We start from the raw sequence: 26,940 nt of genomic DNA on the forward strand, positions 1-26,940 counted from the left end.
GTTGTCGGCAGTAGTACGAGCTCGGCGGCGGTGGTTTGGACGACTTCTGGCACGCATTGGTAGCCAATTTCGCGGTCGTGGGGACCGTGTTCGCCCTATGGACACTGGCCCAGGAGTGGCTGCATCGCCACCGGCGCCCGGTGCGTCAGTTTGCGCTCGGCACGTTCATGGGCCTCAGTGCTATCGCCACCATCGTCTTTGCTGTCGAAGGCCAGCCGGGATTATTGCTCGACCTCCGTTCAGCACCCCTCGTGATTGCCGGCCTTTTCGGCGGGCCACTCGCGGCGTTGCTGGCTGCGGCGTTGACGGCGGCTTACCGGCTGGCTGTCGGCGGCGTGGGCACGGGACCCGGCCTCGTCATGATCGGCATCGTCACGTTGCTCGGCGTCATCCTCCACCTCATGCTCAACGGTCGCGACCCGAGACCGATCCACGTGCTGCTCGCCGCAACCGGCGTGGCGGGTGTTACGTTGCTGACCACGCTTAGCCTGCCGACCCTGACCGACGAATTGCGCTTCATGGCCCTGCCGGCGGCCGGCCTCATCTTTACAGCGACGGTGCTTGCCGGCTTCGTCGTCGCTCGCGGCGAGGCGCGCTCGGCGGAGCGCGACCTGATGAGCGCGGCCCTCACGCGCTCGCCCGAGTATTTCTACATCAAGGACCAGGCCAGCCGCTTCGTCATGGCGAACGTCAACGTCGCCCACAATGCGGGCCTCGACCGACCGGAGGACCTCGTCGGCAAAACCGATTTCGACCTCGTGGACCAGAAGCGCGCCGACGAGCTGTTCGAGGACGAGCAGCGTATCCTGCGAACCGGAACGCCGATGATTGGACGCAAGGAGCGCATCGTCGATGCGTCCGGACGCGAGCGCTGGTTCCTCACCTCCAAGGTGGCGCTGCACAATGCCGACGGTGAAGCGATCGGCATCGCCGGTACGACACGCGACATCACCGAGCAGCACAAGCTTGAGGTGGCCCTGACCGACAGCCGGAACCTCCTCAACTACGCCGTCAACGAGATGTCCGACGGCCTCGCCATGTTCGATCGCAGCGGGCACCTCGTCTATTGCAACGAGCGCTACCGAGGCCTGTTTCCGCTGACCGCCGACGTGCGCCGGCCGGGAGCGCATATCCGCGACATCCTCACCCGCGTGGTCGAGACCGGCGAGCAGCTCAATCTCGGAGACCCCGAAATCTGGGTAGAGGTCGTCGCCGCTTCCCTGCGCAAGCATTCCGAAGAGCAGGTCAACCTGTTCAACGGCCGGTGGCTGCTGGTCAAGACCCGCCCGACCGATGAGGGCGCCGCCATGGTGGTGGTCTCCGACATCACCTCGATCAAGAAGGCCGAAGGCGAGCTGCGCAGCCTCACCTCCGAGCTCAAGGTCCTCGCCGAGACGGATGGACTGACCGGGCTGATGAACCGGCGCTCGTTCGACGTGCGTTTCACCGAGGCGCTCGCCCGCAGCCGGGAGGAGCGGCGGCCCTTCAGCCTCGTCATGTTCGATGTCGACTGGTTCAAGCCCTACAACGACGCGCTCGGCCACCCGGCGGGCGACGAGTGCCTGCGCGACGTGGCCCGCTGCCTGAAGGCAACGCTGCTGCGGCCGGACGACATCGCCGCCCGTTACGGCGGCGAGGAGTTCGTCGCCATCCTGCCCGATACTGGCGAGGACGACGCCTTCGTCGTTGCCGACCGGGTGCGCACGGCGCTCAGCGAACTGAAGCTGCCGCATCCTTCAACGCGAGCCGGCATCGTCACCATCAGCGCCGGCATCGCCAGCTATGGGGCAAGCGAGACGCGACGCAGCGTGGCGCAACTGCTGGCGCGCGCCGATGAGGCACTCTATGAGGCCAAGGGCGCCGGCCGAAACCGGGTGATGGGCTGGAAGCCGCGCGATGTGGCGCGGATCGCCGGCTGAGGCGAGCCTGCGCTAGAGGAAATCCTCGCGGCGGGGTGTGAAGCTGTCGATCAGCTTGCCCGCTTCCAGCGCCTTGACGCCGTGCACCAACCCCTCGGGCACGATATAGGCGCCACCCTTGCCGATCGTCTGGGTGACTCCGTCGATCGTCACCTCGAACACGCCCTCGGCGACGTAGCTCGACTGGCGGTGCGGATGGGAGTGCAGCGCGCCGACACCACCCTTGTCGAAGGTGAACTCGACCAGCATCAGGTCAGGCAGATCGAGGATGACGCGCCGGCTCGAGCCGTCGAGCTGGGTGACCTTGCCGTCGCCGGCTTGCGCGAAGAGTGGGGACATGCGGTCGCTCACAGTTTGTAGGCCTTCTTCACGAGGTTGTAGGCGAGGTCTTTGGCAACTTCGTGGGCCTCGTCCTCGTCGAGCCGATGTTCGGTGACGAGTCGCGCGAGAAAGGCGCAGTCGATGCGGCGGGCGACATCGTGGCGGGCCGGGATCGAGGGGAAGGCCCGGGTGTCGTCGTTGAAGCCGACGGTGTTGTAGAAGCCAGCCGTCTCGGTCGCCAGTTCGCGGAAGCGGCGCATGCCCTCGGGGCTGTCGTGGAACCACCAGGGCGGGCCGAGCTTCAGCGACGGATAGACGCCGGCAAGCGGCGCCAGTTCGCGCGAATAGACACTCTCGTCGAGCGTGAAGAGAATGATCGAGAGCCGCGGGTCGGTGCCCACCGCGTCGAGCAGCGGCTTCAGCCCCCCGACATAGTCGGTGCGCGTGGGGATATCGAAGCCCTTGTCGCGGCCGAAGTGTGCCAGCATGGTCGGCGAGTGGTTGCGCGAGGCGCCGGGGTGGATCTGCAGCACCAGCCCGTCCTCGATCGACATGCGGGCCATCTCGGTCAGCATCTGGGCCCGGAACAGCGCCTTCTCGCGTGTATCGGCCTTGCCGCTCCGCACCTTGTCGAACAGCTGCCCCGCCTCCTTGGGCAGGAGATTGGCCGTCTCGGCAGTCGGGTGGCCATGATCCGACGACGTCGCGCCGAACTGCTTGAAATAGGCGCGGCGCTGGCGATGTGCTTCGAGATAGCCGGTCCAGTGGCCGGTATCCTCGCCGGTGAGCTCGCCCAGCCGATCAAGATTCTGCGCAAAGCCGGCGAAATCCGGATCGACCACCGCATCGGGCCGATAGGCGGGAACGACCCGGCCCTTCCAGCCCGAGTCGCGGATCATCCTGTGCCACTTGAGCTCGTCGGTGACGGCATCGGTGGTCGAGATCACTTCGAGGTTGAAGCGCTCGAACAGGGCACGCGGCCGATAGTCGTCGCGCTGCAGCAGCTCGGCGATCCGGTCATAGGCGGCATCGGCGTTCTTTTCGGTCAGCCGCTCCTCGATGCCGAAAAGCGTCGCCAGCGTGTGATCGAGCCATATGCGCGTCGGGGTGCCGCGGAAGAGGTAATAGTTCTTCGCAAAGAGCCGCCAGATCGTCCGGCCGCTGGTCTCGACGGCGCTGCCGTCGGCGGTCGGCACGCCCAGGTCCTCGAGCCGTATCCCCTGGCTGAACAGCATGCGGAACACGTAGTGATCGGGGACGATCAGCAGCTGCGCCGGATCGGGGAATTTCTCGTTCTCGGCATACCAGCGCGGCTCGGTATGGCCGTGCGGGGAGACCAGCGGCAGGTCCTTGATGCCGGCATAGAGTGCACGGGCCACGCCCCGCGCCTTCGGTTCCGCATCGAACAGCCGGTCCTCGTCCAGATATGCCGCAGCCACCCTCATCCTCCCCGAACCAACTGGTTACTTAGCTTGGGGCGCACCATAGGGAGCGTGGCCGGCGGCTGTCCAGCCATGTTCACCGCCGGCGGGGTTGCGACTATGGGCGTAGCGTGGGGAGAAGCTCGTCGAGCTGTCCAAACTGCTCGTCGTATCCGGCGACGCTTCCTGAGGCGATGGCCGCATCGAGCGCCGCTTCGGTGGGATAGAGGTCGGAAATGACCAGCAGGGTCCTGCCGTCCTTTTCCTCAAAGGTGGCCGTGGTCACCGATCCGTCCTCGCCTTCCTCGTTGGTCCAGACGATCTTTTTATCCGGCACCACCTCGATATAGCGGCCGAAGAAGGCGACCGGCTGGTCTGAACCCGGCACGCCGAACTCGAAGCGGTAGGTACCGCCCGTGCGCGCGTCGACCTCGCAAGAGACGAGCGTGATGCCGATCGATTTGGGCGCCCACCAGCGCTGCAAGAGGTCTGGCGTCGTCCAGGCCTTGAACACGTGCCGCGCCGGGCCGTCGAAGGTCCGTGTGACAACGAGCTCGCGCCCGGAGGCCCGTTCCGTCGTCGTTTCGTACTTGCCGGCTTCACTCACTTGACCGTCCATCGGCCTTCTCCTTGCGCTTCAACTCTTCGACGATCTGGTCCAGCTCGTCGAAGCGAGCCGCCCACAGCCGGCGGTAATTCTCGATCCAGGTCATTTCGTCCTCCAGTCGGTAGGGGCCGAGCCGGCAGGTGCGGACCCGGCCGACTTTCTGGGTAACGACGAACCCTGCCTGCTCCAGCACCCCAACGTGCTTCTTCATGCCCGTGAGGGTCATGTGGAACCGATCGGCGAGCTCGGTGATCGATGCATCGGATTGCCCGAGTTGCTCCAGCACACCCCGACGCGTGGCGTCCGACAGGGCCGAGAACGAAGCATCGAAGCGGGCTTGATAAAACTGAACCATATAGTTCAGTATATGACCACAGACAGCCGCGCACAAGAGGGCTGGCGCGACTTGCAGTGTTTCTAGGTGCCGTTGACCCGGTAGAGCCGCGCCATCTTCTGCACGTTGCTGACCACCCGGGCACGCAGCTCCGGTGGACCCAGGACCTCGACGTCGTCGCCGATCTTGGTCAGCTCGTGGCTGGCCCAGCCGGTCTCCTCGACCGGCAGGTCGAACTCGGCCCAGCCGTCGGCGTCCGGCACAACAGTGAGCGCCTCGATGGCATGGCGCACGGTCTCGCTCAGGTCCTTGAGCTTGCGGCGGCCGACGGCATTGGCGCGCACCCTGGCGGTGCCGACATAGATGTCGCGCTCGAATTGCTTGGTCGCCTCGGCCCAGTGGCTCGGCAGGTCGAAATCCTTGGGCCGCACGAAGGTCTCACCGGTCGGTCCGAGCGCCTGGATCTGGGAGAGCCTGTAGGTGCGGGCAGCGCCATCGCGCTGCGCCACGACGTACCAGACGCCACCTTTCAGCACGAGCCCGAGTGGCTCGATTACCCGGTCGCGCACGTCCTTCCAGCTCTCGTAGCGGATGGCGATGCGGGTGGCGTTCCACACCGCCTCGGCGACGAGCTTCAGGAATTCCGGCTTGTGGCCGGGCTGGAACCAGCCGCGCGGATCGAGGTGAAAGCGCGAGCTCATCCGGCGGGCCTCGGCCTGCCAGTCGGCCGGCAGCGCCGCCAGCAGCTTCAGTTCCGCCTGCGCCGCCTCGTCGCCGAGCCCCAGCTCACCCGCCGGTCCCGGCAGTCCCGAAAAGAACAGGGCCCGCGCTTCCGGCGCCGTCAGCCCGTTGAGCCGGGTCTTCCAGCCATCGAGCAGGGCGAAACCACCGTTCCGCCCTGTCTCGGCATAGACGGGCACGCCGGCAGCGCTCAACTGGTCGATGTCGCGATAGACGGTGCGCACCGAGACTTCGAGCTCCTCGGCCAGCGTTTCGGCACTGGTCCGGCCTCGCGTCTGGAGGATCATCAAAATGGTGAGCAGGCGACTGGCACGCATAAAAGCTCTTCTACACGATCAACCCTGACATCGGATGTCAGCCTTATAGGCATAGAGTCGTTTTTGCAAAGAGACGAGGAGATGAGGGATGAGCGTGGGATATCTGATCGAAGTCGAGAAGAGTGCGCGAATGCAGCCCGACGAGGCTCCGCTGGCTGCACCGGCCGTCGGGGCATGGTTCAGGTCGCTGCTGCTACGCGCCCATGCCAATCGGCTGCTGAGGCGCACGCTACGCCGGCCCGAACGCATCCATCTCGACGAGATGCCGGCCTATCTCAAGCGGGATCTAGGGCTGCCGCCGGACCTGATGTGAGTGCTCAGGCGGTCTGCCGGTCGAACTGGCCGTTCTTCATGAACCGCCACAGATAGCTCGGCAGGATCGCCTCCATCGCCGTCGGTGTGACACCGAAGGCGGCGAGCGTGCGCTTGTCCTTGGTTGCAGCCTCGGACACCACGTTGTCCTGCTGCAGCAGATCGACCTGGTCGCCGGTGATGAGCGGCGAGGGCAGGAAGGACAGCGGGAAGGCGATGAGCTTGGCGATCCCTGCCGGCAGCGGCACGATCGGGTTGGTGCGGGCGGTGTCGGCGATGACGCGCTTCACCAGCTCGTTGTGGGTCGCGACTTCGGGCCCGCCCAATTCGTAGATCCGGCCGCCCTTCACTTCGCCCTCGGCAGCGGCGGCAATGGCAAGCGCCAGGTCACCGACATAGAGCGGCTGGAAGCGGGTCTTGCCGCCGATGACCGGCACCACCGGCAGCAAGCGCGCCAGCATGCCGTAGCGGTTGAAGAAGCCATCGCCGGGCCCGAAGACGATCGAGGGGCGGATGACCACGACCGAGGGGAAAGCCGAGAGCACCTCGGCCTCACCCAGCGCCTTCGACCGGGCATAGCCGCTGAGGCTCTGCGGATCGGCACCGAGCGCCGAGACATGCACCAGATGCTCGACCTTCAGCGCCTTGGCCGCCTCGGCGATGTTCCTGGCGCCCATCGTGTGCACAGCACGGAAGCGCTGCTTGCCGCTCTCGTGGCCGATGCCGACGAGATTGATGACGATCGACGCCCCCTTGATGGCGCGCTCGACCGAATCGCGATTGCGGATATTGGCCTGGATCGGCATCACCTGCCCGACCATGCCGAGCGGCTTCACGTGGCCCGAGAGGTCCGGCCGGCGCACCGCGACGCGGATGCGGTAGCCCTTTGACGCGAGCACCTGCACCACCTGCGTCCCGATGAAACCGGCACCGCCGAAAATGGTGACGAGGTTGTTCGAGGACTCCATGGCGCAGGGGGCTCCGTTGGCGCAATCAACTGGCCGCTTCTAGCGCGCACCTGTTCCAGTGTCGAGGGTTCGAGGCGCCGCAGCGCGACCATGACGCAGGCGCTTGCCGCCCGGCCCGAACATTCTCATCGCAACCGCCTCCCGGCGCATTGACACGCCCCGCGCCATCCCCTACGTAGCGGCGCCCATCGGTTTGCCCTGGTGGCGGAATTGGTAGACGCGCACGGTTCAGGTCCGTGTGTTTAACGACGTGGAGGTTCGAGTCCTCTCCAGGGCACCAATCGGCTCAAGAGCCTCCCTCCGGGGAGGCTTTTTGTTTTGGTGAGTTATGGTTGAGCAACCCACAGGTCAGCGTCTGCATCCCACTGGCCGACTCGTTCCGGACGAGCTCGACGACGCCATGGTGCGTGCCGTAGTCGAGGCGTTCTACGCTCGGGCGCGGGCCGATGACGTGGTCGGGCCGGTGTTCAACCGGGTGGTCGCCGCCGAGGAATGGCCGGCGCATCTCAGCAAGATCACCGATTTCTGGAGCTCGATGCTGCTCGGCACCGGCAGCTATATGGGCCGGCCGATGCCCAAGCACATCGCCATTCCCGAACTGTCCGACGCGCATTTCCAGCGCTGGCTGACGCTCTTCCGCATGACGGTGGAGGAGCTCTGCCCACCCGCCGTCGCGGCATTGTTTGTCGAACGGGCCGAAACCATCGGGAACAATTTCCGCATCCGCATCGCGCAGTTCCGCGGGCAGGATCCGCGCACGCTCAGGGTGATGCGGGCCGGGACGACGACAGAGCCTCAGGAGCGCTAGAAGAACGGCAGCGGTCCGGCGCCGGGATCGATCGGCAGGTAGTGCGTCGCGAGGCCGGCCGGACCACGCCAGTGATGGAGCAGCAGAGCCGGTGGCTCGACGAAGGACGCCGGCTCCGCATCGGGCGCGAGGCGCAGCGCGATCGAACTCGCAGTGCTCGGCGCAATCTGCAGCATCGTGCCACCGAAACGCATCGACATATGCCGGTGCACGTGGCCGCAGAGGACGCGCTCGACGGTGGGATAGCGCGAAATCACCGCCGCCAGCCGCTCGCCGTTGAAGCAGCGATAGGCGTCGATGAAGCCGATGCCGGTCTCGACCGGCGGCTGGTGCAGCATGATCAGCGTCGGCCGGTCCGGTTCGGTGGCGATGGCTGCCTCGAGCCATGCCACGGTTGCCGCGTCGATATCGCCGTGATGGTGGCCGGGAACGCTGATATCGAGGCCGATCACCCGCACCGGCCCGAACGCTCCGGCGACAAAATGCAGCGGGCCCACCGGGGGAACAAAGCCATGCCCGGCAAAGGCGCGGCGGAAGGCTTCGCGTTCGTCGTGGTTGCCGGGAATGGCGAGGATCGGCTGCCGGATCGGTGCCAGCAGCGACAGCGCGTGGGCGTACTCCGCCTCCGTCGCGTGCTCGGTGATGTCGCCGGTCATGATGACCAAGTCGGGGGCCGGATCGAGCGCCGTCACGCGCCGCACGGCTGCCTCGAACATGCCGTTCGAATCCACCAGCCCCTGGTAGAGCTCGCCCGGCGCGCAGACATGCGGGTCGGACAGATGGGCGATCAGCACCGGCTCACTCCTCAATGAGGGCAAACAGCAGGCGGCGCACTTCGGCTTCGTCGCCGGACTTGAGGGCTTTGCGCAACGCTTCCAGTGCCGAGCCGAGTTCCTTGCCGCGGAGCGAGGCCGGCGGAGCTCGCAGGATGCGCGGCTGCGTCGTCGGCAGTGCATTGGCCGGATCGAAAAACAGCTCTTCGACCAGCTTCTCGCCCGGACGCGCGCCGGTCTCGACGATGGCGATGTCGCCGTCCGGATTGTCCGGCGAACGGGTAGTGAGGCCAGCGAGGCGGATCATGTTTTCGGCAAGGTCGCGGATGGCGACGGGCTGGCCCATGTCGAGCAGGAAAACGTCGCCGCCCTCGGCCAGCGCGCCGGCCTGGACGATCAGTTCGGCGGCCTCGTGGATCGACATGAAGTAGCGCGTCATGCGGCTATCGGTGAGCGTCACCGGGCCGCCGGCGGCGATCTGCTCGCGGAACAGCGGCACCACCGAGCCGTTCGAGCCGAGCACATTGCCGAAGCGCACGGCGCAGTAGCGGCGGTTGCCGCCCGACTGCCGCACGATCAGCTCGGCCCAGCGCTTGGTGGCGCCCATGACGCTCGAGGGCCGTACGGCCTTGTCGGTCGAGATCAGGACGAACCGTTCGACCCCGGCAGCGACGGCGGCCTCGACAAGGCTCAGCGTGCCGAACACGTTGTTGCGCACCGCCTCGAGCACATTGGTCTCGAGCAGCGGCACGTGCTTGTGCGCGGCGGCATGGAAGATCACCTCGACGCCGTGCTCGGCCAGCGTGCGCTCGAGCAGCGGGGCATCGCAAACCGAGCCGAGCACCGGGACCAGTTCGGTATCGGCACTGGCGCGCAGGTGCCGTTCGATCTCGTAGAGCGCGAACTCATTGGCTTCGAGCAGTACCAGCTTGCGCGGCGCCTGGCTGATGATCAGCCGGGTGAGTTCGGACCCGATCGAGCCCCCGGCGCCGGTGACGAGGATCACCCGATCCCTGAGGATCGAAGCGAGAAGCGTGGGGTCTGCCGGCACCGCCGAGCGGCCGAGCAGGTCGTCGATATCGATCTCGCGCAACTGGGTGAAGCGGTAGTTGCCGGCGACGAGATCGGAGATGGCCGGCAGGGTGCGAAGGCGGACCGGCAGCCGGGTCAGCTCGGCAACGATACGGCTGCGGCGCTCGGTGTCGGTCGAGGGGATAGTGATCACCACCTCATGCACGCCGCGATTGCGGATCAGCTCCTCGAGCTTGGCCGGCGGGTAGACGCGGATGCCGGCAACGTCGCGGCCCCAGAGGCTGCGGTCGTCATCAAGAAATGCGACGACGTAGTTGCGCGAGGTGTTGCGCAGCGCTTCGGCAAGCTCGGTACCGGCCGACCCGGCGCCGTAGATCACCACCCCGCGGGCGCGGCCCATGTTGCGCTCGGGCAGCGACAGCAGGCCCTTGGTCAGAAAGCGCGAGCCGGCGACGATCAGCGCGCCGAAGACGAAATAGAAGAGCGGCACGGTGCGCGGGAACACGGCGAAGCGCGTCGCTTCGGCGACGAACAGCACGGCGACCCAGATGATGGTCGCGACCAGCATGGCCTGGATCATGGTCCAGAGCGCCCGTTCGGGCAGGTAGCGGATCACGGCGCGATAGAGCCCGAGGCGGATGAACACCGGCACGGCGATCACCGGAGCGAGCAGCATCAGAGCGATGTGAGCGGGACCGGGTGGCGCATAGGGCGGGGCGAGGCGGATGGCGAAGCTCAGCCAGAGCACGCCGAACAGCGCCGCCATGTCGAAGACGATGAACAGGCTGCGCTTCAGCGCGCGCGGCAGGCTGCTGAGTCCGTCCCGGACTTTCTCCAACGTGTCCATTCGACCCATATGCCGGATATTCGCGCGCCACGCCGCTCTCACAAGCCTCTTAGCTATGCTGCCCGGCCTTTCCAACGCCTTTATGCTATGGCATCACAGCCCGACCGTTCGATCCAGGATTTCGACATGACTATCAGACTGCACCGGGGCGACCTGCCCGACCTTTCGCGCTATGGGCGGGAGGTGGCGATCGACACCGAGACGATGGGGCTCGACCCGCGTCGCGACCGGCTCTGCGTGGTGCAGCTCTCCCCCGGCGATGGCAGTGCCGACGTCGTGCAGATTCCCGCCGACCTCAAGGACGCGCCGAACCTCGTGAAGATGCTGGCCGACCCTGGCGTCACCAAGATCTTCCACTATGCGCGCTTCGACATGGCCGTGCTCAAGCACCGCTTCGGCGTCGTCACCGGCCCGATCTACTGCACCAAGATCGCTTCGCGGCTGGTGCGCACCTATACGGATCGGCACGGTCTCAAGGATCTGGCGCGCGAGCTGCTCAATATCGATCTCAACAAGCAGCAGCAGAGTTCGGACTGGGGAGCGGAGAAGATTTCGGAGGCGCAGCTCGACTACGCCGCCTCGGACGTCCTCTATCTCCACGACCTCAAGCGCCATCTCGATCGCATGCTGAAGCGCGAGGGGCGGACCGAGCTTGCCACCGCCTGCTTTGAGTTCCTCAAGCACCGGATCGATCTCGACCTGATGGGCTGGGACGAGACGGACATCTTCGCGCATAGCTGATGGTTGGCGTCGCCGCCCTTCCCGATAGCCGCGAGCGGCTCTATGCCGGCCTGATGCGCCGCAACCGGGTGGTGGCGGCGCTGCGCTGGCTGGTACCGGCGGGGGGGGTAGCGGTGCTGCTCTTCGTCATCGGCGCGATGGCGCTCGATGTGCTGTCGCATCGCTTCGGCTTTTCCAACATCCGCATCGACCGCGACAACCTCGTGGTCGAGACGCCGCAACTCACCTCCACCGGGCAGGACGGCACGCTGTTCTCTGTAAGCGCCCAGTCCGCCAAGGTTTCGGCGACGCAGCGCGACATCATCGATATGGTCAAGGCCAGCCTCACCATGTCGCCCAAGGAAGGCGCGACGATGAAGGCCGAGGCCGACGGGGCGCAGTTCCAGACCTCGAACCAGCTGTTAAATGTGCCGGGCACTACCCATGTAACGGGCACGGACGGTCTCGAAGGTACGCTCGACGGCATCTTCGCCGACCTGATGAACTACACGATGACCGCCGGCGGGGCCGTGCATATCAAGCTCCCGGACGGCTCGACACTCGACTCGAACGGCATGAGCTACGATCACAAGTCCGGGGTCTACAGCTTCAAGGATGTGACGGTGAACCTGAACATGACCCCGGGCGAGCAGCAATGAAGCCCCTCATCCCCCTCGCCCTCGCCTTGCTCCTCGCAGCCCCCGCGCTCGCGGCCGAGCCGGTCAAGATCACCGCCGACAACTTCACCGTCGACCAGGCCAACCGCAACGGCACGTTCTCGGGTAGCGTCGTGATCACGCGCACGAACCTCACCATCTGGGCCAACAAGGTGGTGGTGACCTATGGCAAGGGCGGCGAGAACGACATCGACAACATCACCGCCACCGGCTCGGTCCGCATCAAGACCCCGGCACAGGAGGCGACAGGCGGGCGGGCGACGTTCGACCCGCTGAGCCAGATCCTCAAACTCACCGAGAACGTCCATGTGCTGAACGCCCAGGGCCAGGTCAGCGGCCCCGAACTCACCATCAACCTTGCCAGCCAGACCTCGACTTTCGAGGGCGGCAAGAGCGGCGGTCGCGTCACCGGGGTGTTCACGCCGCAATGAACGAGACCGCTGCAGCGTCCGCGGTCGATCAGGCCGGCTGGCTCGTCGCGCACGGGCTCAACAAGCGCTTCGGCAAGCGCACCGTGGTCGAGGATGTCAGCGTCGCTGTGCGCCGCGGCGAGGCCGTCGGCCTGCTCGGTCCGAACGGGGCCGGCAAGACCACCGTTTTCACCATGATCATGGGGCTGGTGAAGCCGGACAAGGGGCGGATCCTGCTCGATGGCCGGCCGATCACCAACCTGCCGCTGTTCCAGCGCGGACGGCTCGGCATCGGCTATCTGCCGCAGGAAAGCTCGATCTTTCGCGGCCTGAGCGTCGAGGGCAACATCCTTGCCGTGCTCGAGGGCCACATCCCGCGCCGCGCCGACCGCATGGCGCGGCTCGACGAGCTGCTCGACGAGTTCCACATCCGCCACATCGCCAAATCCAACGCTATGTCGCTGTCGGGCGGCGAACGGCGGCGGGTCGAGATCGCGCGGGCCCTCGCCTCCGATCCGCTGTTCATGCTGCTCGACGAGCCCTTCGCCGGCGTCGATCCTATCGCGGTGGGCGAGGTCAAGGCGCTGGTGCGGCACCTGACGCGACGCGGCATCGGCGTCCTCATCACCGACCATTCGGTACGCGACACCCTGTCGCTGGTCGATCGCGCCTATCTCATCCACGAGGGCCACGTGATGATCCAGGGCAAGCCTGAAGCAATCACGGCGGACCCCGAAGCCCGCCGGGTTTACCTCGGCGACACGTTCGACAGCTGAGATTGCAGGACTAAGCGTAAACCCTCGCTCGAAACGCGACCATTCTTGGCACGGTTCTTGCCCTCGCGGCCCCGATTGTGCATTGTGACAACGGGAAGCCTGATTAGTGCCGCGGGGAGTTTAGTGCATGGCCTTGTCGCCACGGCTTGAGGTTCGTCAGAGCCAGAGCCTGACGCTCACGCCACAACTGATGCAGTCGATCCGGCTGCTGCAACTCAGTCACCTCGAGCTTAACGCCTTCGTCGAAGCCGAGCTGATGCGCAATCCGCTGCTGGAGCGCGAGGACGGCGCCGAGCCCGGAGATGCAGAGGCACCCGAGCGGCCGACGGAGCTGAACGCCGCCGAGGACACTGTCGACTATTCAGACCGCATCCAGTCGGCTGAATCGATCGCCAACGGCTACGACACCGAGGTCGAGAACGTCTTTCCCGAGCAGTCGGCGCCGGACCGGGCCAGCGACAGCCTGAACTGGAACGAAAGGAGCGGGTCCGGCGATGGCGAGGCCGCCGACCTCGACCAGTTCGTCGCCTCGCGCCTGACGCTTTCCGATCACAGGCTGGGCTGATCATCAACGATCCGGCCGAGCGGCTGATCGGCCAGTTCCTCATCGACAGCCTCAGCGAAGCCGGCTACCTCGCCGTCGAGCTCGAGACCGTGGCCGAGCAGCTCGGCGCCCCGATGGAAACGATCGAGGCGGTGCTCAGGAAGCTCCAGACCCTTGATCCCGTTGGCGTCTTCGCCCGCGACGTGCGCGAATGCCTCGCCATCCAGCTGCGCGAAAAGGACCGGCTCGATCCGCTGATGCAGCGCCTGCTCGACAATCTCGAGCTGATCGCCGGCCACGACATGGCGGCGCTGATGCGCACCGTCGGCGTCGACCGCGAAGACCTCGCCGAGATGCTGGCGGAGTTGCGCCAGCTCGACCCCAAGCCAGGCCGCGCCTTCGAGTCGGGGCCGGTCGAAGCGGTGGTGCCCGATGTCTTTGTGCGCCCGGGGCCGGGCGGCGAGTGGCAGATCGAGCTCAATTCCGAAGTGCTGCCACGCGTCCTCGTCAACCGCATCTACTATGCCTCGGTGACCAAGAAGACCCGCGACAGCACCGAGAAAACCTTCCTCACCGATTGCCTCGCCACCGCCAACTGGCTGGCCAAGAGCCTCGACCAGCGGGCCCAGACCATCCTCAAGGTCACCGCCGAAATCGTGAAGCAGCAGGACGGATTCCTCGTCCACGGCATCACGCATCTCAAACCGATGACGCTGAAGGCCGTCGCCGACGCCATCGAGATGCACGAGTCGACGGTCAGCCGGGTGACCTCCAACAAATACGTCTCGACCCCGCGCGGGCTGTTCGAGATGAAGTACTTCTTCACCACCGCGCTCGGCTCCTCTACCGGCGAAGGCGATCACTCGGCCGAGGCGGTGCGCTACCGCATCCGGCAGCTGATCGAAGCCGAGCAGCCGGCCGATATCCTCTCGGACGATACGATCGCCGAGCTCCTGCAGAAGGAAAAGGGCATCGAAGTTGCCCGCCGCACGGTGGCCAAATACCGCGAAGGCATGAACATCCCGAGCTCGGTCATCCGCCGCCGGCAGAAGCGGGCAATGGCGACGGTGCGGTAAGCTCGTTCATCCGGAGATGACGACCGGTGATGATGAAGCCGGTGGCGACGGAAAGATAGTTCTCCTCGACCTCCGCTGAAGCGCAACCGAACCCAAATCCCTGCATTGCTCCCGGAGAAGGGGCGGTCTAGACTCCCTCTGCCGGAGAGCCCACCTCTCATGGTGGGCGGCACCGGCCGGCTACCATAAACCAGAAGAGAGGACTTCCATGACTCTGCGTGTTTCGGGAAAGAACATGGATGTCGGCGATGCGCTGCGAGCCAAGGCGCAAGGGCACTTCGACACGGTGGTGAAGAAGTATTTCGACGGCAACTACAATGGCCACATGACCCTCGAACCCGAAGGTTCGGGCTTTTCCGCTCAGTGCCTCGTCCACCTCGACTCGGGCACCGTGCTGCAGTCGAGTGCCTACGGCGGCGACGCCACCTCGGCCTACCAGTTGATGGCCGAGACGATCGAGAAGCGGCTGCGTCGCTACAACCGCAAGCTCAAGGCGCATCGCAAGCACAACGGCAGCGACGAGGAGGCCTCCTCGGACTTGCTGGCCGCGCCAGACGACGACGAGTTGGGCGAGGATTACTCGCCGCCGGTGATCGCCGAAACGACGTCGAGCCTCAAGCAGATGTCTGTGGGAGAAGCGGTGATGCAGCTTGATCTGACCCAGTCGGAAGTGGTCGTATTCCGGCATGCTGGACATGGTGGCCTAAATGTGGTCTACCGCCGCGCCGACGGCAATATTGGCTGGATCGACCCAGCCCTCAAGCCGAACTAGGGCTCCGGAAGAGCGCGTCCTCTCCGCTTCCACGATGGGAACTTCTTGATGGAATTGGCTGACATCCTCTCAGAGGAGGCTGTAATTGTTTGCTCGGATATCAAGACCAAGCTGGACGTACTGCGAAAGCTTTCCGACTGCGCCGCCAAAGTAACGGGACAGGACGCCGCAACTATCTTTCAAGCGGTGAACGAGCGTGAAGAGCTGGGCTCGACCGGGCTCGGCAACGGCATCGCCATCCCGCATGGCAAGTTCGCCGGCATCGGCTCGGTTACGGCGGTGTTTGCGCGGCTTTCCAAGCCCATCGATTTCGAAGCGGTCGACGACCAGCCGGTCGACCTGGTCATGATGCTGCTCGCCCCCATGGGGGCGGGCGCCGACCACCTTAAGGCCCTCGCCCGCGTGGCGCGGCTCCTCCGCACCGACTCGGTCGTGGCGCGGTTGCGTGCCGCCGACGATGCGGCAGAGCTTCATGCGATCCTCACCCAGCCGCTGGCCCAGACCCAGGCGGCCTGAGGCCCGATGCCGGATCCGGTCATCGGCTGGCTGCTCGATTCCGATCCCGCCATCCGCTGGCAGGTGCTGCGCGACCTGCTCGATGCGCCCGAAGCCGAGTGGCGGGCCGAGCGCGCCAGGGTCGAGACCACGGGCTGGGGCGCCCGGCTGCTCTCCAACCAGGACGCGGACGGCCAATGGGCCGGCGGCGCCTTCGTTCCGGCGGGCTTCGACTGGAGCGAATGGCACAGTGTCGGCCAGCCCTGGACGGCGACCGGTTTCTCCCTGACCCAGTTGCGCGAATTCGGGATCGATCCAGATAGCGGGATCGCGCGGCGTACGGTGGCGCTGGTCGGCATGAACGCGCATTGGGATCACGACCACCAGCCCTTCTGGGAGGGCGAGGTCGAGGAGTGCATCAACGGCCGGACAGTCGCCGACGGCGCCTATTTCGGCGTCGACGTCGCCCCGATCGTCGAGCGGCTCGTCGGGCAGCGGCTCGCCGACGGTGGGTGGAACTGCGAGCGGATCAACGGCTCGCTCCGCTCGTCCTTCGCAACGACGATCAACGTACTCGAGGGGCTGCTGGAGTTCGAACGCTCCACGGGCGGCACCGCGGCCTCGCGGGAGGCACGACGCTCGGGCGAGGAGTACCTGCTCGCGCGCCAGCTGTTCCGACGGCTCAGCACCGGCGAGGTGGCCGACCCTGCTTTCCTCGAGTTCACCCACCCTAACCGCTGGCGTTACGACGTGCTGCGTGCGCTCGACTATTTCCGTTCGGCGGGATTGCTGGCCAGGCCGGACCGGCGCATCGCCGAAGCGATCGACCATGTCCAGTCGCGACGGCAGCCCGACGGACGCTGGGTGCTCGACCGGCAACTCGCGGGTCGGGTGTGGTTCGATGTGGATGATGGGCAGGGCCAGCCGTCAAAATGGGTGACCCTGCGCGCCATGAGGGTGCTCAGGTGGTGGCGCGAACAGGGCGCCTGACTTCGCTCAGTGCAGCGTCACGATGCCGAAAGACTTGTCGCTCAACCACTCTGCGACCGACTCTTCGCTGTCGCCCACCATTAGCGGCGAACCGTCGGCCGAGACGACGATGTGGAAATCGGTCTCCTCGTCGAAGTCGGCGCCGGGCAGGATCGGACCCATCTGGGCGCCCTTGACGTGCTTGACGTAGACCACCGCATTGCCGCCGAGCGCCATGAACTGGGCTTCGGTCAGGTCGCGCAGGGGATTGTTGTCGAAAGGCTGTTCTCTGTTCTCTTGCATCTCATGTTCCCCTTTCTAGGCAGAACGGATCTCGATCCGGCGGGCAATCTTTTCGGCCTTTGGACGGACAACTGAAATCATCAGCATACCGTTCCGTAATTCAGCGTCTCTGACCACCATGCCATCGGCGAGAAGGAAGCTCCTCTGAAACTGCCGCGCGGCAATACCGCGATGCAGGAATTCTCGTGCCGCATCATCTTTCTGCCGCCCGCGTACGAGCAGCTGGTTGTCCTCCACCGTGACGTCGAGATCGCTTGGCGCGAACCCGGCGACGGCGATGGAGATCGTGAAGGTCTCCTCGCCCTGCGCATCGAGCCTGCGCTCGATATTGTAGGGCGGGTATCCGTCGGCCGCCTTGCTCATCCTGTCGATGCGTTCTTCGAAAGCATCGAAACCGAGCAGGAAGGGCGCCGAAAACATGGAGACGCGCGACATACGATCGTCCTTGTTCAAAGCAACGGTTGTTGGAGCGGCCCGAGTTTCAGTGGCACCGCTTCATGAGCGTGATATGGGTCTCGGCCCCGGCCGGATCAAGGCCGTTTACGGTGGGAGGGACCGGCTTTGGCAGAGCAAACCGTTGCGGTGGTGATCCCGGCCTACAAGGCGGAACGCTTCATCGCCGAGGCGGTGAAAAGCGTCGTGGCCCAGACCCATGCCGACTGGCATATCTGGGTCGTTTCCGATGACGGCGCGGACTACGAGGCGCTGCTAGCGCACGCCGGTTTGCGCGACCGCCGGATGCACTTTCTCTCGACCGGCCAGCTCGGCGCCGGCGCGTCGCGGGCGCGCAACCTGGCGCTCGACCAGATCACGGCCCCCCATGTCGCGATCCTCGACGCCGACGATCGTCTGAAGCCGGACAAGCTGGCGCGGGCGGTGGCCGCACTCGCCGAGGTCCCGATCGTCTCCTCGGCGCTCGACGTGATGACCGATCGCTACGAGCACCTGCGCTTCGTGGGCAAGGGCCCGGACCGGCGGCTCACACCCGGAGCGTACAAGTTCGTCAACCTGTCGATGGATTCGATGATCGTCTGGGACCGCCGCCGCTGCGACGCCCACTACGATCTCACGCTGACCAACATGACCGACCTCGAACTGCTGCTGCAGCTGTGGCGCACGGCGGATGTCGTCCACCACCTCGGCACGCCGCAGCACGACTACCTCAAGGTCAGCACCTCGATGAGCAACGGCGAGGGCTTTTCCGAGAAGATGATCGCGTCGAAGAAGACTCTGCTCGAACGGCTGGAGACGGGGCACTACAGCTTCGCAGCTGCGGATGCGGCCGAGGGGCTGATCGCGTTCCTGCAGCTCTCACTCGCGGCGGAGGCGGCCTATCCGGAGGCGATGGCCAGGCGGCCGGGGCTGTTGTTCGAGGATCACCTAGAACCGAGGCTGCGGGCGTATGAAGCGGCGCGCTAGGACTTGAGCGCCTTCTCCACATCCGCCGCATAAGGCACGGCCGGTTGCGCCCCCGGCTTCAGCACGGCGAGGCTGGCTGCCACTGCCGCGCGCTGCATTGCCGCCTCGAGGTCGAGCCCCTGATCGAGCCCGGCAGCGAGATAGCCGCAGAACGTATCGCCCGCACCCACCGTATCGACCGGCTCGACCTTCAGCGCCGGGACACGGAAACTGCCGGTCGGTGTCGCGGCCCGCGCGCCGTCGGGGCCGAGCGTCACGATCACCGTCTGGTTCTGCGCCCGGGCCCAGTCCGCCATCGCCGCGTCCAGCCGCTCCACGCCCGCGCCGGTCAGCAGTTCGAATTCGGTCTCGTTGGCGATGACGATCGAAGCCTGCTCGGCCACCGCCCTGGTGGTCTTGAGGAACGGCGCGGTGTTGAGGATCGAGACCACGCCCTGCCCCCGCGCCAGCTCCAGCGCCCGCTCAGTCGCCGCCTGCGGAATCTCCTGCTGCAGCATCAACACCGAACCGATGCCGAGGCCTGCAAGCGCCGCGTCGGCGTCGGCGGGGCTCATCGTGCCATTGGCGCCGGGCAGGATGGCGATGACGTTCTCGCCGGCCTCGTCGACGAAGATCATGGCGATGCCGGTTGGTCCGTCGACGATGCGCACGTGGCTCAGGTCGACCCCATCGGCGCGCAGGAGCTTGAGCGCTTCATCGGCAAAACTGTCGGTACCGGCCGCGGCGAACATGCGCACTTCGGCCCCGGCCCGGCGCGCGGCGAGGGCCTGGTTGGCGCCCTTGCCACCTGCGGCCATCGAGAACTTGTCTCCCGGCACGGTCTCGCCGGGCTTCGGGATGCGGCTCACGGTGCCGATCAGGTCGAGATTGGTGGAGCCGAGAACCGTAATCATTTGAGGACCTTGGGAATGGTGTTCCAGTTGCGCATCGTGGCAATCGCTCCCTTCTCCAACTGCCGGTCGAACTTGTCCAGCCCCGGCCCGTGCCGGCCATCCGGCTGGCGCCAGCCGACCAGATAGAGATCGCGCGCATCGACCCGCACCACGTCGTAATCGCCGGCGACACCAGTCAATTTCGCGTTGGCCGGCAATGGCTTGTCGAACATCATTACGTAGCGATGGAACGGCCCTTCGTCGGGATAGGCGGAGAAAGGCGAGGACGCCAGCATGGCCTCGATCTCATCGCCCGAGCGCATCACCGCCTCGCTGAACCAGCCCCAGCGTTTCTCGATTGCCGCTTCGAGCTCGGCCTTGGGATCGCCGTCGCATTCGAAGCGCACATTGCCGCTGGCGAGAATGGTCTTGATGCCGGTGTAGCCCAACTCCTCGCAGAGCGTTTTGAGCTCGGCCATCTTCATCTGGCGCTTGCCGACATTGACGGCGCGGAGGAACGCGACCCAGACCGTCATTTCGCCTTCTGGGGATAGATCGTCTCCCCTGCCTTCAGCATGTCGACGAAGGCCTTGATCTTCTTCTCGCGGCCGGCCGGGGTCTTGATGTTGTGCATGCGGAAGGCGAGGGCGAAGCGGTTCTGCTCGGTCAGCTTGCCCAGCATTCCCTTCGCGGCCGGCTCGGCGTCGATGGCCGCCTGCAGGTCGGCGGGGATCTTCAGGTCCTTGCCGCTCCCATAGGCATTGTCCCAGCGGCCGTCGGCCTTGGCGAGGAGGACGTGGGCCCGGCCGTGGTCGGTCATCAGCCCGGCCTTCTCAAGCCGGGCGACGTTGTCGACGTTGATCTTGCTCCACACGCTCTTCCGGCCGCGCAGCGTGTAGCGCTGCAGGAAGCTCTTGTCGTCCAGACCCTTGCGGATGGCGTCGATCCAGCCCCAGCAGAGCACGGCGTCGATCGCTTCCTTGGCGTTGACCGACTTCAGCCCCGAGCCGGCCTTGTGCATCTTGATCCAGACCTCATCGGCCTTGTCGTGATGCTCGGCGAGCCAATCGTAGAAGGACTGAAAGTCCTCGAACTCGCGGACCTTCCTGGGATCCACGATGACCGGGGCCATCAGACGAGCTCCGAGGCGAGCGCCTTGTCCAGCGCCACTTCGAGGCGCTCATCATTGGGGAGCTGGATGCCGAGTGTCGCAGTCAGCGCCTCGCGCAGTTCGGCGGTCGACGTGAGCTCGCGCACATCCGGCTCGCCGTCGGTCGGCCGGATGGTGAGGCGACGGTTCAGCAGCGCGACACGCCGGCCCTTCTCCGCCCGGGCGGCGATCAGCCGGTCACGGAAACTTGGGCTCGACGATACCAGTTCGTTCATCTGGTTCAGCCCGGCCTCGTCGATCTCGTCGAGGCTCGAGCGGAACAGGGCCCGCCATTCGCCTGAGATCAGCGACTCGGCCCGCCACACGCCATCCTGTTCGAGCAGGCGATAGGGCTCATGCGGCGTCGGCTGTTCGACGTCAGCGCGCAGCCGCAACGGTGCGGCGGGGGTCTGGCGACCGTAGCCGCCATCGACGAGGTAGCGGCTGCCCCCGATCTCGACGGTCAGGAATACATGCGTTGCGGGCTCGTCCACCGGCTCCTCGCGGCCCCACAGCACCACGGCCGGATGGATCTTCACCGCATAGTCCAGCTCTTCGAGCATGGCCTTGAGCAGCAGGTTGTGCTCGAGGCAGTAGCCGCCGCGGCGATCGAACAGGAGCTTTTGCTGCAGGTTGGTGAGATCGAGCCGAACGGGCACGCCCATCAGCGGATCGAGGTTCTCGAACGGGATCTTGTCGACATGGAGCTGGATCAGCTGGCCCAGCGTCTCCAGCGATGGCGCGATCGAACCGGCAAAGCCGATGCGTTCGAACCAGGCATCGATATTGGCCTTAGTCGCCACGGACATCCCCACCGCCGAATCCGGGAGGGCGATAATGGTGCGCGAAAGCCGGTTTGTCACCCCGCGCCGACGGGCAGGTCCTTGTCACTTGAACAGCAGCAGCGCCCAGAGCCCGATGGCGCCGACGAAAATGCGCCAGTAGGCGAAGATCGCGAAGCCGTGCCGGGAGATGTAGTCGAGGAGGTAGCGCACCACGAAGAAGGCCGTCACGAAGGCGGCGGCAAAGCCGATGATCACTGCGGCGCCGAGTTCGGCGGTGATGAAGTCGCGGCTCTTGTAGAGATCGTAGAGGAAGGCGCCGCCCATGATCGGCATGGCGATGAAGAAGGTGAACTCCGCCGCCGAGCGCTTGTCGGTGCCGAGAAGCAGCGAACCGACGATGGTTGCGCCCGAGCGCGACACGCCGGGAACCAGCGCCAGCATCTGGAACAGGCCGATATAGAGGCAGAGGAGTGGCGGGTAATTGTAGATATCTGTGTATTTCGGGGTGAGCTTCAGCTGGTCGACATAGAGCAGCACGATGCCGCCGAGGATCAGAGACACACAGAAGACGATCGGCGTCTCGTAGATCACCGTCTTGATGAAATCGTGCAGCAGGACGCCGGCCAGCGCCGCCGGGAACGAAGCGAGGATCACGCCGAGGATGAAGCGCAGGGCGCCCGGTTTCCGCGCAATTGCGTCACGTGCGATGGAGACGAGGCGCTTGAAGTAGACGATCAGGATCGCGAGGATCGCCCCGAACTGGATCAGCACCTCGAACACGCGGCCGGGGCTGTTGAACCCGAGGAAGTGCCCGATCAGGAGGATGTGGGCAGTCGAGGAGACCGGTAGGAATTCGGTAAGCCCTTCAACGATCCCCAGTAGAAGAGGCACAAAAAGACCTTGATCGCCGTTCATCTGATCCCCTAACTCAAGCCCGCCGCCCCGGGCAGTCGCGCGGCATCTAGCCCGATTTGCGCTAGCCCGCCAAGGATCGAAGAACGCATGCCAAGGTTGCTCCAGCACCGGCTAGACCCATCGTCACGATTGGCCCGGTTGATGTTCGCCGAGTACGGCGTCGGTATCGACCTCGATGACATCAAGCCATGGGCGCGCGACCCCGCGCTGCTCGAGATCAACCCGGCTGCGACCGTGCCGATCCTGATCCAGGACACCGATCCGCCGGTCGTCGGCACCATGGCCGTCATCCATGCCATCGAGGACCGCTACGCGCCGACCGCGGTCGCCGGCCTCTTCCCGTCGCAGCCGGCGGCCCGCAACGAGATGTGGCGGCTGCTCGAATGGGTGCTGGTCAAGCTCAACGACGAAGTGACGCGCTACATCCTCGAAGAAAAGATCGTGAAGCGCGACCAGCGCGGCGCAGTGCCCGAGCCGGGCGTGCTGCGCGTCGCCAAGGCCAATCTCGGCGAGCACCTCCACTACTTCAACTGGCTGTTCGCGACGCGCAGCTGGGTCGCCGGCGACTCGATGACGCTCGCCGATTTCGCGCTCGCCGCCCACCTCTCGAGCCTCGACTACCTCGGCGACGTGCTGTGGGATACTTCGCCCGAGACGCGCCAGTGGTACGCCCGCATCAAGTCGCGCCCAGCCTTCCGGACCCTGCTCAACGACCGCATCGGCGGGATGCCGGCCGCCGCTGGCTATGCGGACCTCGATTTCTGATCGCACCCGTGGCGTGCTAAGGCAGCCCGCGTGACAGAGACCGACATCCTCGCCAATCTCAGGAAACGCGCCACCAGCCTCGGCTTCAGCGCCTTCGGCGTCGCGCGGGCCGATGCACGGCCCGACCTGCCGGGCAAGCTCGATACCGCGCTGACACATCACTGGCATGGCGACATGGCGTGGATGGCCGAGACCGCCGAGCGGCGCGGCGATCCCAATGCGCTCTGGCCCGAGGCCCGCTCGGTGATCATGCTGGGGATGAATTACGGGCCGGACACCGATCCTCTCGCCGACCTCGAACGCCCCGGCATCGGCAATATCTCCGTCTACGCCCGCAACCGCGACTATCACGATGTCATCAAGGGCAAGCTCAAGGAGATTGCCGGCCTCGTCCGCCGCTGGACCGGCGAGGAGGCGAAGGTCTTTGTCGACACAGCGCCGGTGATGGAGAAGCCGCTCGCCGAAGCGGCCGGCATCGGCTGGCAGGGCAAGCATACCGTGCTGGTCAGCCGCGAATTCGGCTCCTGGCTGTTCCTCGGCGCCATCTTCACCGCGGCGGAATTTCCCGCCGACGAGCCGCATCCCGAAAGCTGCGGCAACTGCCGGCGCTGCCTTGATATCTGCCCCACCAACGCCTTCCCTGCTCCGTTCCAGCTCGATGCCAGGCGCTGCCTCAGTTATCTCAATATCGAGCATGAGGGGCCGATCCCGCACGAATTCCGCGTCGCCATGGGCAACCGCATCTATGGCTGTGATGATTGCCTTGCCGTCTGCCCCTGGAACAAGTTCGCCTCGCTCACCCACGAGATGAAGCTGATGGCGCGCGACGATCTGCGGGCTCCGGCGCTCGCCGATCTGGTGCAACTCGATGACGACGGCTTCCGCGCGTTCTTCTCGGCCTCACCGGTCAAACGCATCGGCCATGCCCGGTTCCTCAGGAACGTGCTCATCGCCATCGGCAATTCCAGCGACCCCGGCCTCGTCCCGCTCATCGAGGCGCGGCTCGCCGATCCCGATCCGCTGATCCGTGGCGCGGCCGTCTGGGCGGTCAGGCGGCTCGCGACCGATGCGCACGCCCATGCACTGAGGCTTGCCTTTTTTGCCGATGAAGGCGACATCAGCGTCCAGGCAGAGTGGAGCGCGGCTGTCCAGCCAGCGCGCGCTAACTAGAGACCACTTCAGATGAACGTCTTCTTTTTCGGCATGGGCTATTCCTCGCGGGCCACGGCGCGGGCCCTGCACCAGCTGGGCGACCCCACTACCATCATCGCCGGCACATCGCGCAGCGAGGAGCGCGCCGAGGCCTTCGCCGATACTAACTACCGTATCCATGTCTTCGATGGCGAAGTCCCCGGCGCGACGCTGGGCGCCGACCTGCGCCAGGCGACCCACGTGATCCTCTCCATCCCGCCGGACGAGCGCGGAGATCCGGCGCTCATCCACCACCGCGCCGATCTCGACGCGGCCAAGAACCTCGAGTGGATCGGCTATTTCTCGACCGTCGGCGTCTATGGCGATTTCGACGGTGAGTGGGTCGACGAAGATGCGCCGACGAACCCCACAAACTTCCGCTCGCAGCAGCGTGTCGAAGCTGAGCAGGCCTGGCGTGACTATGCCAGGGCGCGCGGCGTGCCGCTGTTCATAGAGCGCCTCGCCGGCATCTATGGCCCGGGCCGCTCCGCCTTCGACAAGCTGCGCGAAGGAACCGCGCGTCGCATCGTCAAGCAGGGCCAGGTGTTCAACCGCATCCATGTCGGCGATATCGGCCGCATCACCGCGCTTGCCGCGCTGGCCAAGCTCGAGGGCACCTACAACCTCGCCGACACCGAGCCTGCCCCGCCGCAGGATCTCGTCACCTACGCCGCCGCGATGATGGGAGTCGCGCCGCCGCCCGAGATGCCGTTCGAGACGGCGCAGATGACCGAGATGGCGCGGAGCTTTTACGGCGACAACAAGCGCGTCTCCTCGAAGCGCGTGCTCGCAGCGCTCGGCACCGAGCTCGAATTCCCTACCTATCGCGAAGGCCTCGACGCCATCTGGAAGGCACACGCATGAGCGCACCGCAGCCGGCAACACCCCCCGGGCGCGTGGTGCTCGAGGGTCGATACACCCGGCTCGAGCCGCTCGTCCCCAGCCATGCCGCCGACCTGTTCGCGGCCGTCGACATACCCGACGCCGAGCAGCGCTTCGCCTACCTGCCGTCATATCCGTTCAGATCCGTCGAGGCGGTGCGGGATTGGATTGTCAGCCAACAGGGTGTCGCCGACCCCATCCTCTATGCAGTTGTCGACAAGTCGACCGGACGAGCCGGCGGCTGGCAACAACTGATGCGGATCGTGCCGGAACATGGCGTGATAGAGATCGGCTATGTCTACTGGGGCCCGGACGTGGCCCGCACCCGTCTCGCCACCGAAGCGCTCTACCTCGTGGCGCACAACGTCTTCGACGACCTCGGCTATCGCCGCTTCGAGTGGAAGTGCAACGACCGGAACGAGCCATCGAAGCGCGCTGCCGAGCGCTTTGGCTTCACCTACGAGGGCCGGTTCCGGCAGCACATGATCGTCAAGGGCGAGAATCGCGATACCGCGTGGTTCTCGATGCTCGACGGCGAATGGCCGGCGCTCAAGGCCGAGTATGAACGCTGGCTCGACCCGGCGAACTTCGACGCTGACGGGCAGCAGAAGTCGGCATTGCGTTTCGGCTAGCCTGGCAGGCTGTCCCCCGGAAAACTGCGGCCAGCGCGGATTTCGGCGACAAGCCAGCCGGCGACGATTGCCGGGTCGTCTGCCATCAGCGCTGCCGTATCCTCCGGCGTGGTGGTGAGAATGGAGATGCCGACCACGTCGCTCGTGCCATCCCCGGCGCCCATCGGCACCACCACGACCAGTTTGCCATCGGCGCGCAGCTCGAAATTGCGCCGGCCGTGCTCCCAGATGATGCTGCGATCGCCATCGGCCCGGTAGTTGGGGCCCTTGGACAGCAGCACCACGGTGTAGGGACGGGCCTTGGCCAGCATGCCCTTCATGAAGTCGTCGGTGATTTCGGTCACGTCGTCTCTCCCAGGTCGAGCGTCAGTTGCTCCGGCGGCACGGTGATCTCGCGCTCCACGGCGGCTTTCAGCAGTTCAAGGTCCTCCGGCCGGCTCAGCCGATGGTCGCCATCCGGCACCAGCGTGAAGGTCACTGGATCGGTCAAGAGGTGCTGCACCAGCTTCAGCGCATGGTCGCGCGGCACGTCCGGATCCTTGCCGCCCTGGAGGATCGTCACCGGGCAGCCGACATCGATGCCGCGGCCGAACATCAGGTGGCGCTTGCCGTCCTCGATCAGCCGGGCGGTGATCGGATAGGGATCGGGCGAATACTCCGACGGCTGCTCGACCACGCCCTTTTCGCGCAACGCCTTCAGCTCCTTCTTCGAGAAGCCCTTCAGCATCAGCTCCTCGGTCATGTCGACCGCCGGGGCGATCAGCACCAGCGCCTTGACCCGATCGCTGCCGAGCCCATGCATGTGGCGGGCTAACAGTACCGCAAGCCACCCCCCCATCGAGGAGCCGACCACCACTTGCGGTCCCTCCGTCAATGCGAAGACCGCGAGCGACTCCTCGAGCCAGCGGGAAATCGTGCCTTCGAGGAAATCTCCACCCGATTGGCCGTGGCCGGAATAGTCGAGCCGGGTGACGGCGAGGCCGTGCTCGGCGCCGAAATCATCGAGGGCAGTCGCCTTCGCACCGGTCATCTCCGAACGATAGCCGCCGAGCCAGAAGATGCCGGGTGCCTTGCCGGGTCGGCGCAGCGTGGCGATGCGCCGCGACTCGGTGCCCGATCCGACTTCGAGATACTCGGTTGCAAGCTCGGTCATGACACACCATCTCCACCACTACAGCGCACGGCGT

The 26,940-nt window shown here is 65.7% G+C and carries 32 protein-coding genes, 1 tRNA gene and 1 pseudogene; 17 read left to right on the top strand and 17 right to left on the bottom strand.

Annotated features, from left to right (window positions below; genetic code table 11):
- Positions 1-35 precede the first annotated feature (35 nt).
- Positions 36-1,919 (top strand): diguanylate cyclase, encoded by a 1,884-nt coding sequence (locus ACOYW5_RS12715; RefSeq protein WP_423065260.1) that lies wholly within the window; start codon positions 36-38, stop codon positions 1,917-1,919.
- Between the two features lie 12 nt (positions 1,920-1,931).
- Here the strand turns inward: ACOYW5_RS12715 and ACOYW5_RS12720 are convergent, their stop codons facing one another.
- From ACOYW5_RS12720 to ACOYW5_RS12740, 5 genes are all read right to left on the bottom strand, one after another.
- Positions 1,932-2,258, bottom strand: a complete 327-nt coding sequence (locus ACOYW5_RS12720) for a cupin domain-containing protein (protein ID WP_423065261.1) — start codon at positions 2,256-2,258, stop codon at positions 1,932-1,934.
- Positions 2,259-2,266: 8 nt separating this feature from the next.
- A complete protein-coding gene (gene uxaC / locus ACOYW5_RS12725) occupies positions 2,267-3,679 on the bottom strand; it encodes a glucuronate isomerase (protein WP_423065262.1) in 1,413 nt (470 codons plus the stop codon).
- Between the two features lie 100 nt (positions 3,680-3,779).
- Positions 3,780-4,280: an SRPBCC domain-containing protein gene (locus tag ACOYW5_RS12730; protein WP_423065263.1), complete on the bottom strand. Its 501-nt coding sequence runs from the start codon at positions 4,278-4,280 to the stop codon at positions 3,780-3,782.
- Complete coding sequence (locus ACOYW5_RS12735) at positions 4,261-4,623, bottom strand: ArsR/SmtB family transcription factor (RefSeq protein ID WP_423065264.1); 363 nt, start codon at positions 4,621-4,623, stop codon at positions 4,261-4,263. The genes ACOYW5_RS12730 and ACOYW5_RS12735 overlap by 20 nt, the downstream gene beginning before the upstream one ends.
- A gap of 62 nt (positions 4,624-4,685) precedes the next feature.
- On the bottom strand, positions 4,686-5,660 hold the full coding sequence (locus ACOYW5_RS12740) for a helix-turn-helix transcriptional regulator (RefSeq protein WP_423065265.1): 975 nt from the start codon (positions 5,658-5,660) through the stop codon (positions 4,686-4,688).
- An 88-nt stretch (positions 5,661-5,748) separates the two neighbouring features.
- Here ACOYW5_RS12740 and ACOYW5_RS12745 point away from each other — a divergent pair, with 88 nt between their 5' ends.
- On the top strand, positions 5,749-5,973 hold the full coding sequence (locus ACOYW5_RS12745; protein ID WP_423065266.1) for a hypothetical protein: 225 nt from the start codon (positions 5,749-5,751) through the stop codon (positions 5,971-5,973).
- Positions 5,974-5,977: 4 nt separating this feature from the next.
- Here the strand turns inward: ACOYW5_RS12745 and ACOYW5_RS12750 are convergent, their stop codons facing one another.
- On the bottom strand, positions 5,978-6,940 hold the full coding sequence (locus ACOYW5_RS12750; protein WP_423065267.1) for a complex I NDUFA9 subunit family protein: 963 nt from the start codon (positions 6,938-6,940) through the stop codon (positions 5,978-5,980).
- 195 nt (positions 6,941-7,135) lie between these two features.
- Between ACOYW5_RS12750 and ACOYW5_RS12755 the strand changes: the two genes are divergently transcribed.
- Both ACOYW5_RS12755 and ACOYW5_RS12760 read left to right on the top strand, forming a co-directional pair.
- Positions 7,136-7,220: transfer RNA gene (locus ACOYW5_RS12755), tRNA-Leu, on the top strand.
- 120 nt (positions 7,221-7,340) lie between these two features.
- On the top strand, positions 7,341-7,748 hold the full coding sequence (locus ACOYW5_RS12760; RefSeq protein WP_423065268.1) for a group III truncated hemoglobin: 408 nt from the start codon (positions 7,341-7,343) through the stop codon (positions 7,746-7,748).
- Here ACOYW5_RS12760 and ACOYW5_RS12765 read toward each other — a convergent pair.
- Both ACOYW5_RS12765 and ACOYW5_RS12770 read right to left on the bottom strand, forming a co-directional pair.
- Complete coding sequence (locus ACOYW5_RS12765) at positions 7,745-8,542, bottom strand: phosphodiesterase (protein WP_423065269.1); 798 nt, start codon at positions 8,540-8,542, stop codon at positions 7,745-7,747. The genes ACOYW5_RS12760 and ACOYW5_RS12765 overlap by 4 nt on opposite strands.
- 4 nt (positions 8,543-8,546) lie before the next feature.
- Complete coding sequence (locus ACOYW5_RS12770; protein WP_423065270.1) at positions 8,547-10,400, bottom strand: polysaccharide biosynthesis protein; 1,854 nt, start codon at positions 10,398-10,400, stop codon at positions 8,547-8,549.
- 126 nt (positions 10,401-10,526) lie between these two features.
- Here ACOYW5_RS12770 and ACOYW5_RS12775 point away from each other — a divergent pair, with 126 nt between their 5' ends.
- The 8 genes and pseudogenes from ACOYW5_RS12775 (at position 10,527) to ACOYW5_RS12810 (ending at position 16,860) form a co-directional block, all read left to right on the top strand.
- Positions 10,527-11,141: a ribonuclease D gene (locus ACOYW5_RS12775; RefSeq protein WP_423065271.1), complete on the top strand. Its 615-nt coding sequence runs from the start codon at positions 10,527-10,529 to the stop codon at positions 11,139-11,141.
- Entirely contained in the window at positions 11,141-11,779 is a 639-nt protein-coding gene (locus ACOYW5_RS12780) for a hypothetical protein (RefSeq protein ID WP_423065272.1), read from the top strand. Before ACOYW5_RS12775 ends, ACOYW5_RS12780 begins: the two co-directional genes overlap by 1 nt.
- Entirely contained in the window at positions 11,776-12,228 is a 453-nt protein-coding gene (gene lptA, locus ACOYW5_RS12785) for a lipopolysaccharide transport periplasmic protein LptA (protein WP_423065273.1), read from the top strand. Before ACOYW5_RS12780 ends, lptA begins: the two co-directional genes overlap by 4 nt.
- On the top strand, positions 12,225-12,983 hold the full coding sequence (gene lptB, locus ACOYW5_RS12790; protein ID WP_423065274.1) for an LPS export ABC transporter ATP-binding protein: 759 nt from the start codon (positions 12,225-12,227) through the stop codon (positions 12,981-12,983). Before lptA ends, lptB begins: the two co-directional genes overlap by 4 nt.
- Positions 12,984-13,110: 127 nt before the next feature.
- Positions 13,111-14,603: pseudogene (rpoN, locus tag ACOYW5_RS12795) on the top strand (RNA polymerase factor sigma-54).
- A 208-nt stretch (positions 14,604-14,811) separates the two neighbouring features.
- A complete protein-coding gene (locus ACOYW5_RS12800) occupies positions 14,812-15,375 on the top strand; it encodes a ribosome hibernation promotion factor (RefSeq protein WP_423065275.1) in 564 nt (187 codons plus the stop codon).
- A gap of 48 nt (positions 15,376-15,423) precedes the next feature.
- Positions 15,424-15,891 (top strand): PTS sugar transporter subunit IIA, encoded by a 468-nt coding sequence (locus ACOYW5_RS12805; protein ID WP_423065276.1) that lies wholly within the window; start codon positions 15,424-15,426, stop codon positions 15,889-15,891.
- Between the two features lie 6 nt (positions 15,892-15,897).
- A complete protein-coding gene (locus tag ACOYW5_RS12810) occupies positions 15,898-16,860 on the top strand; it encodes a squalene cyclase (RefSeq protein ID WP_423065277.1) in 963 nt (320 codons plus the stop codon).
- Positions 16,861-16,866: 6 nt separating this feature from the next.
- Here ACOYW5_RS12810 and ACOYW5_RS12815 read toward each other — a convergent pair whose 3' ends face one another.
- A complete protein-coding gene (locus tag ACOYW5_RS12815) occupies positions 16,867-17,142 on the bottom strand; it encodes a DUF1150 family protein (protein WP_423065278.1) in 276 nt (91 codons plus the stop codon).
- A 15-nt stretch (positions 17,143-17,157) separates the two neighbouring features.
- Entirely contained in the window at positions 17,158-17,577 is a 420-nt protein-coding gene (locus ACOYW5_RS12820; RefSeq protein WP_423069461.1) for an Hsp20 family protein, read from the bottom strand.
- Between the two features lie 126 nt (positions 17,578-17,703).
- On the opposite strand from ACOYW5_RS12820, the gene ACOYW5_RS12825 reads away from it, so the two are divergent.
- Complete coding sequence (locus tag ACOYW5_RS12825) at positions 17,704-18,561, top strand: glycosyltransferase family 2 protein (protein WP_423065279.1); 858 nt, start codon at positions 17,704-17,706, stop codon at positions 18,559-18,561.
- On the opposite strand, the gene ACOYW5_RS12830 is transcribed toward ACOYW5_RS12825, so the two are convergent.
- From ACOYW5_RS12830 to ACOYW5_RS12850, 5 genes are all read right to left on the bottom strand, one after another.
- Positions 18,558-19,454, bottom strand: coding sequence for a ribokinase (locus ACOYW5_RS12830; protein WP_423065280.1), 897 nt, complete (start codon positions 19,452-19,454; stop codon positions 18,558-18,560). The two genes, ACOYW5_RS12825 and ACOYW5_RS12830, sit on opposite strands and share 4 nt — an antisense overlap.
- Entirely contained in the window at positions 19,451-19,969 is a 519-nt protein-coding gene (locus ACOYW5_RS12835) for a DUF1697 domain-containing protein (protein ID WP_423065281.1), read from the bottom strand. Before ACOYW5_RS12835 ends, ACOYW5_RS12830 begins: the two co-directional genes overlap by 4 nt.
- On the bottom strand, positions 19,966-20,565 hold the full coding sequence (locus tag ACOYW5_RS12840) for a YdeI/OmpD-associated family protein (RefSeq protein ID WP_423065282.1): 600 nt from the start codon (positions 20,563-20,565) through the stop codon (positions 19,966-19,968). Before ACOYW5_RS12840 ends, ACOYW5_RS12835 begins: the two co-directional genes overlap by 4 nt.
- Positions 20,565-21,392 (bottom strand): arylamine N-acetyltransferase family protein, encoded by an 828-nt coding sequence (locus tag ACOYW5_RS12845; protein ID WP_423065283.1) that lies wholly within the window; start codon positions 21,390-21,392, stop codon positions 20,565-20,567. Before ACOYW5_RS12845 ends, ACOYW5_RS12840 begins: the two co-directional genes overlap by 1 nt.
- A 78-nt stretch (positions 21,393-21,470) precedes the next feature.
- Positions 21,471-22,283 carry an undecaprenyl-diphosphate phosphatase gene (locus tag ACOYW5_RS12850; protein WP_423065284.1) on the bottom strand — a complete coding sequence of 271 codons (813 nt, stop codon included), beginning with the start codon at positions 22,281-22,283 and terminating at the stop codon, positions 21,471-21,473.
- A 129-nt stretch (positions 22,284-22,412) separates the two neighbouring features.
- Between ACOYW5_RS12850 and ACOYW5_RS12855 the strand changes: the two genes are divergently transcribed.
- The 4 genes from ACOYW5_RS12855 to ACOYW5_RS12870 are packed head-to-tail and all read left to right on the top strand — an operon-like array spanning position 22,413 to position 25,753.
- Entirely contained in the window at positions 22,413-23,048 is a 636-nt protein-coding gene (locus tag ACOYW5_RS12855) for a glutathione S-transferase family protein (protein ID WP_423065285.1), read from the top strand.
- 30 nt (positions 23,049-23,078) lie between these two features.
- Entirely contained in the window at positions 23,079-24,218 is a 1,140-nt protein-coding gene (gene queG, locus ACOYW5_RS12860; RefSeq protein WP_423065286.1) for a tRNA epoxyqueuosine(34) reductase QueG, read from the top strand.
- A 12-nt stretch (positions 24,219-24,230) separates the two neighbouring features.
- The gene (locus ACOYW5_RS12865) at positions 24,231-25,103 is read left to right on the top strand and encodes an SDR family oxidoreductase (RefSeq protein ID WP_423065287.1); all 873 of its coding nucleotides are present in this window, start codon (positions 24,231-24,233) and stop codon (positions 25,101-25,103) included.
- The gene (locus tag ACOYW5_RS12870; protein WP_423065288.1) at positions 25,100-25,753 is read left to right on the top strand and encodes a GNAT family N-acetyltransferase; all 654 of its coding nucleotides are present in this window, start codon (positions 25,100-25,102) and stop codon (positions 25,751-25,753) included. Before ACOYW5_RS12865 ends, ACOYW5_RS12870 begins: the two co-directional genes overlap by 4 nt.
- Here the strand turns inward: ACOYW5_RS12870 and ACOYW5_RS12875 are convergent.
- The gene (locus tag ACOYW5_RS12875; protein WP_423065289.1) at positions 25,750-26,097 is read right to left on the bottom strand and encodes a hypothetical protein; all 348 of its coding nucleotides are present in this window, start codon (positions 26,095-26,097) and stop codon (positions 25,750-25,752) included. The genes ACOYW5_RS12870 and ACOYW5_RS12875 overlap by 4 nt on opposite strands.
- Positions 26,094-26,906, bottom strand: a complete 813-nt coding sequence (locus tag ACOYW5_RS12880; RefSeq protein ID WP_423065290.1) for an alpha/beta hydrolase — start codon at positions 26,904-26,906, stop codon at positions 26,094-26,096. The genes ACOYW5_RS12875 and ACOYW5_RS12880 overlap by 4 nt, the downstream gene beginning before the upstream one ends.
- Between the last annotated feature and the right edge of the window lie 34 nt (positions 26,907-26,940).

This window comes from Devosia sp. CN2-171 (assembly GCF_049354815.1).
Classification (GTDB): Bacteria; Pseudomonadota; Alphaproteobacteria; order Rhizobiales; family Devosiaceae; genus Devosia_A.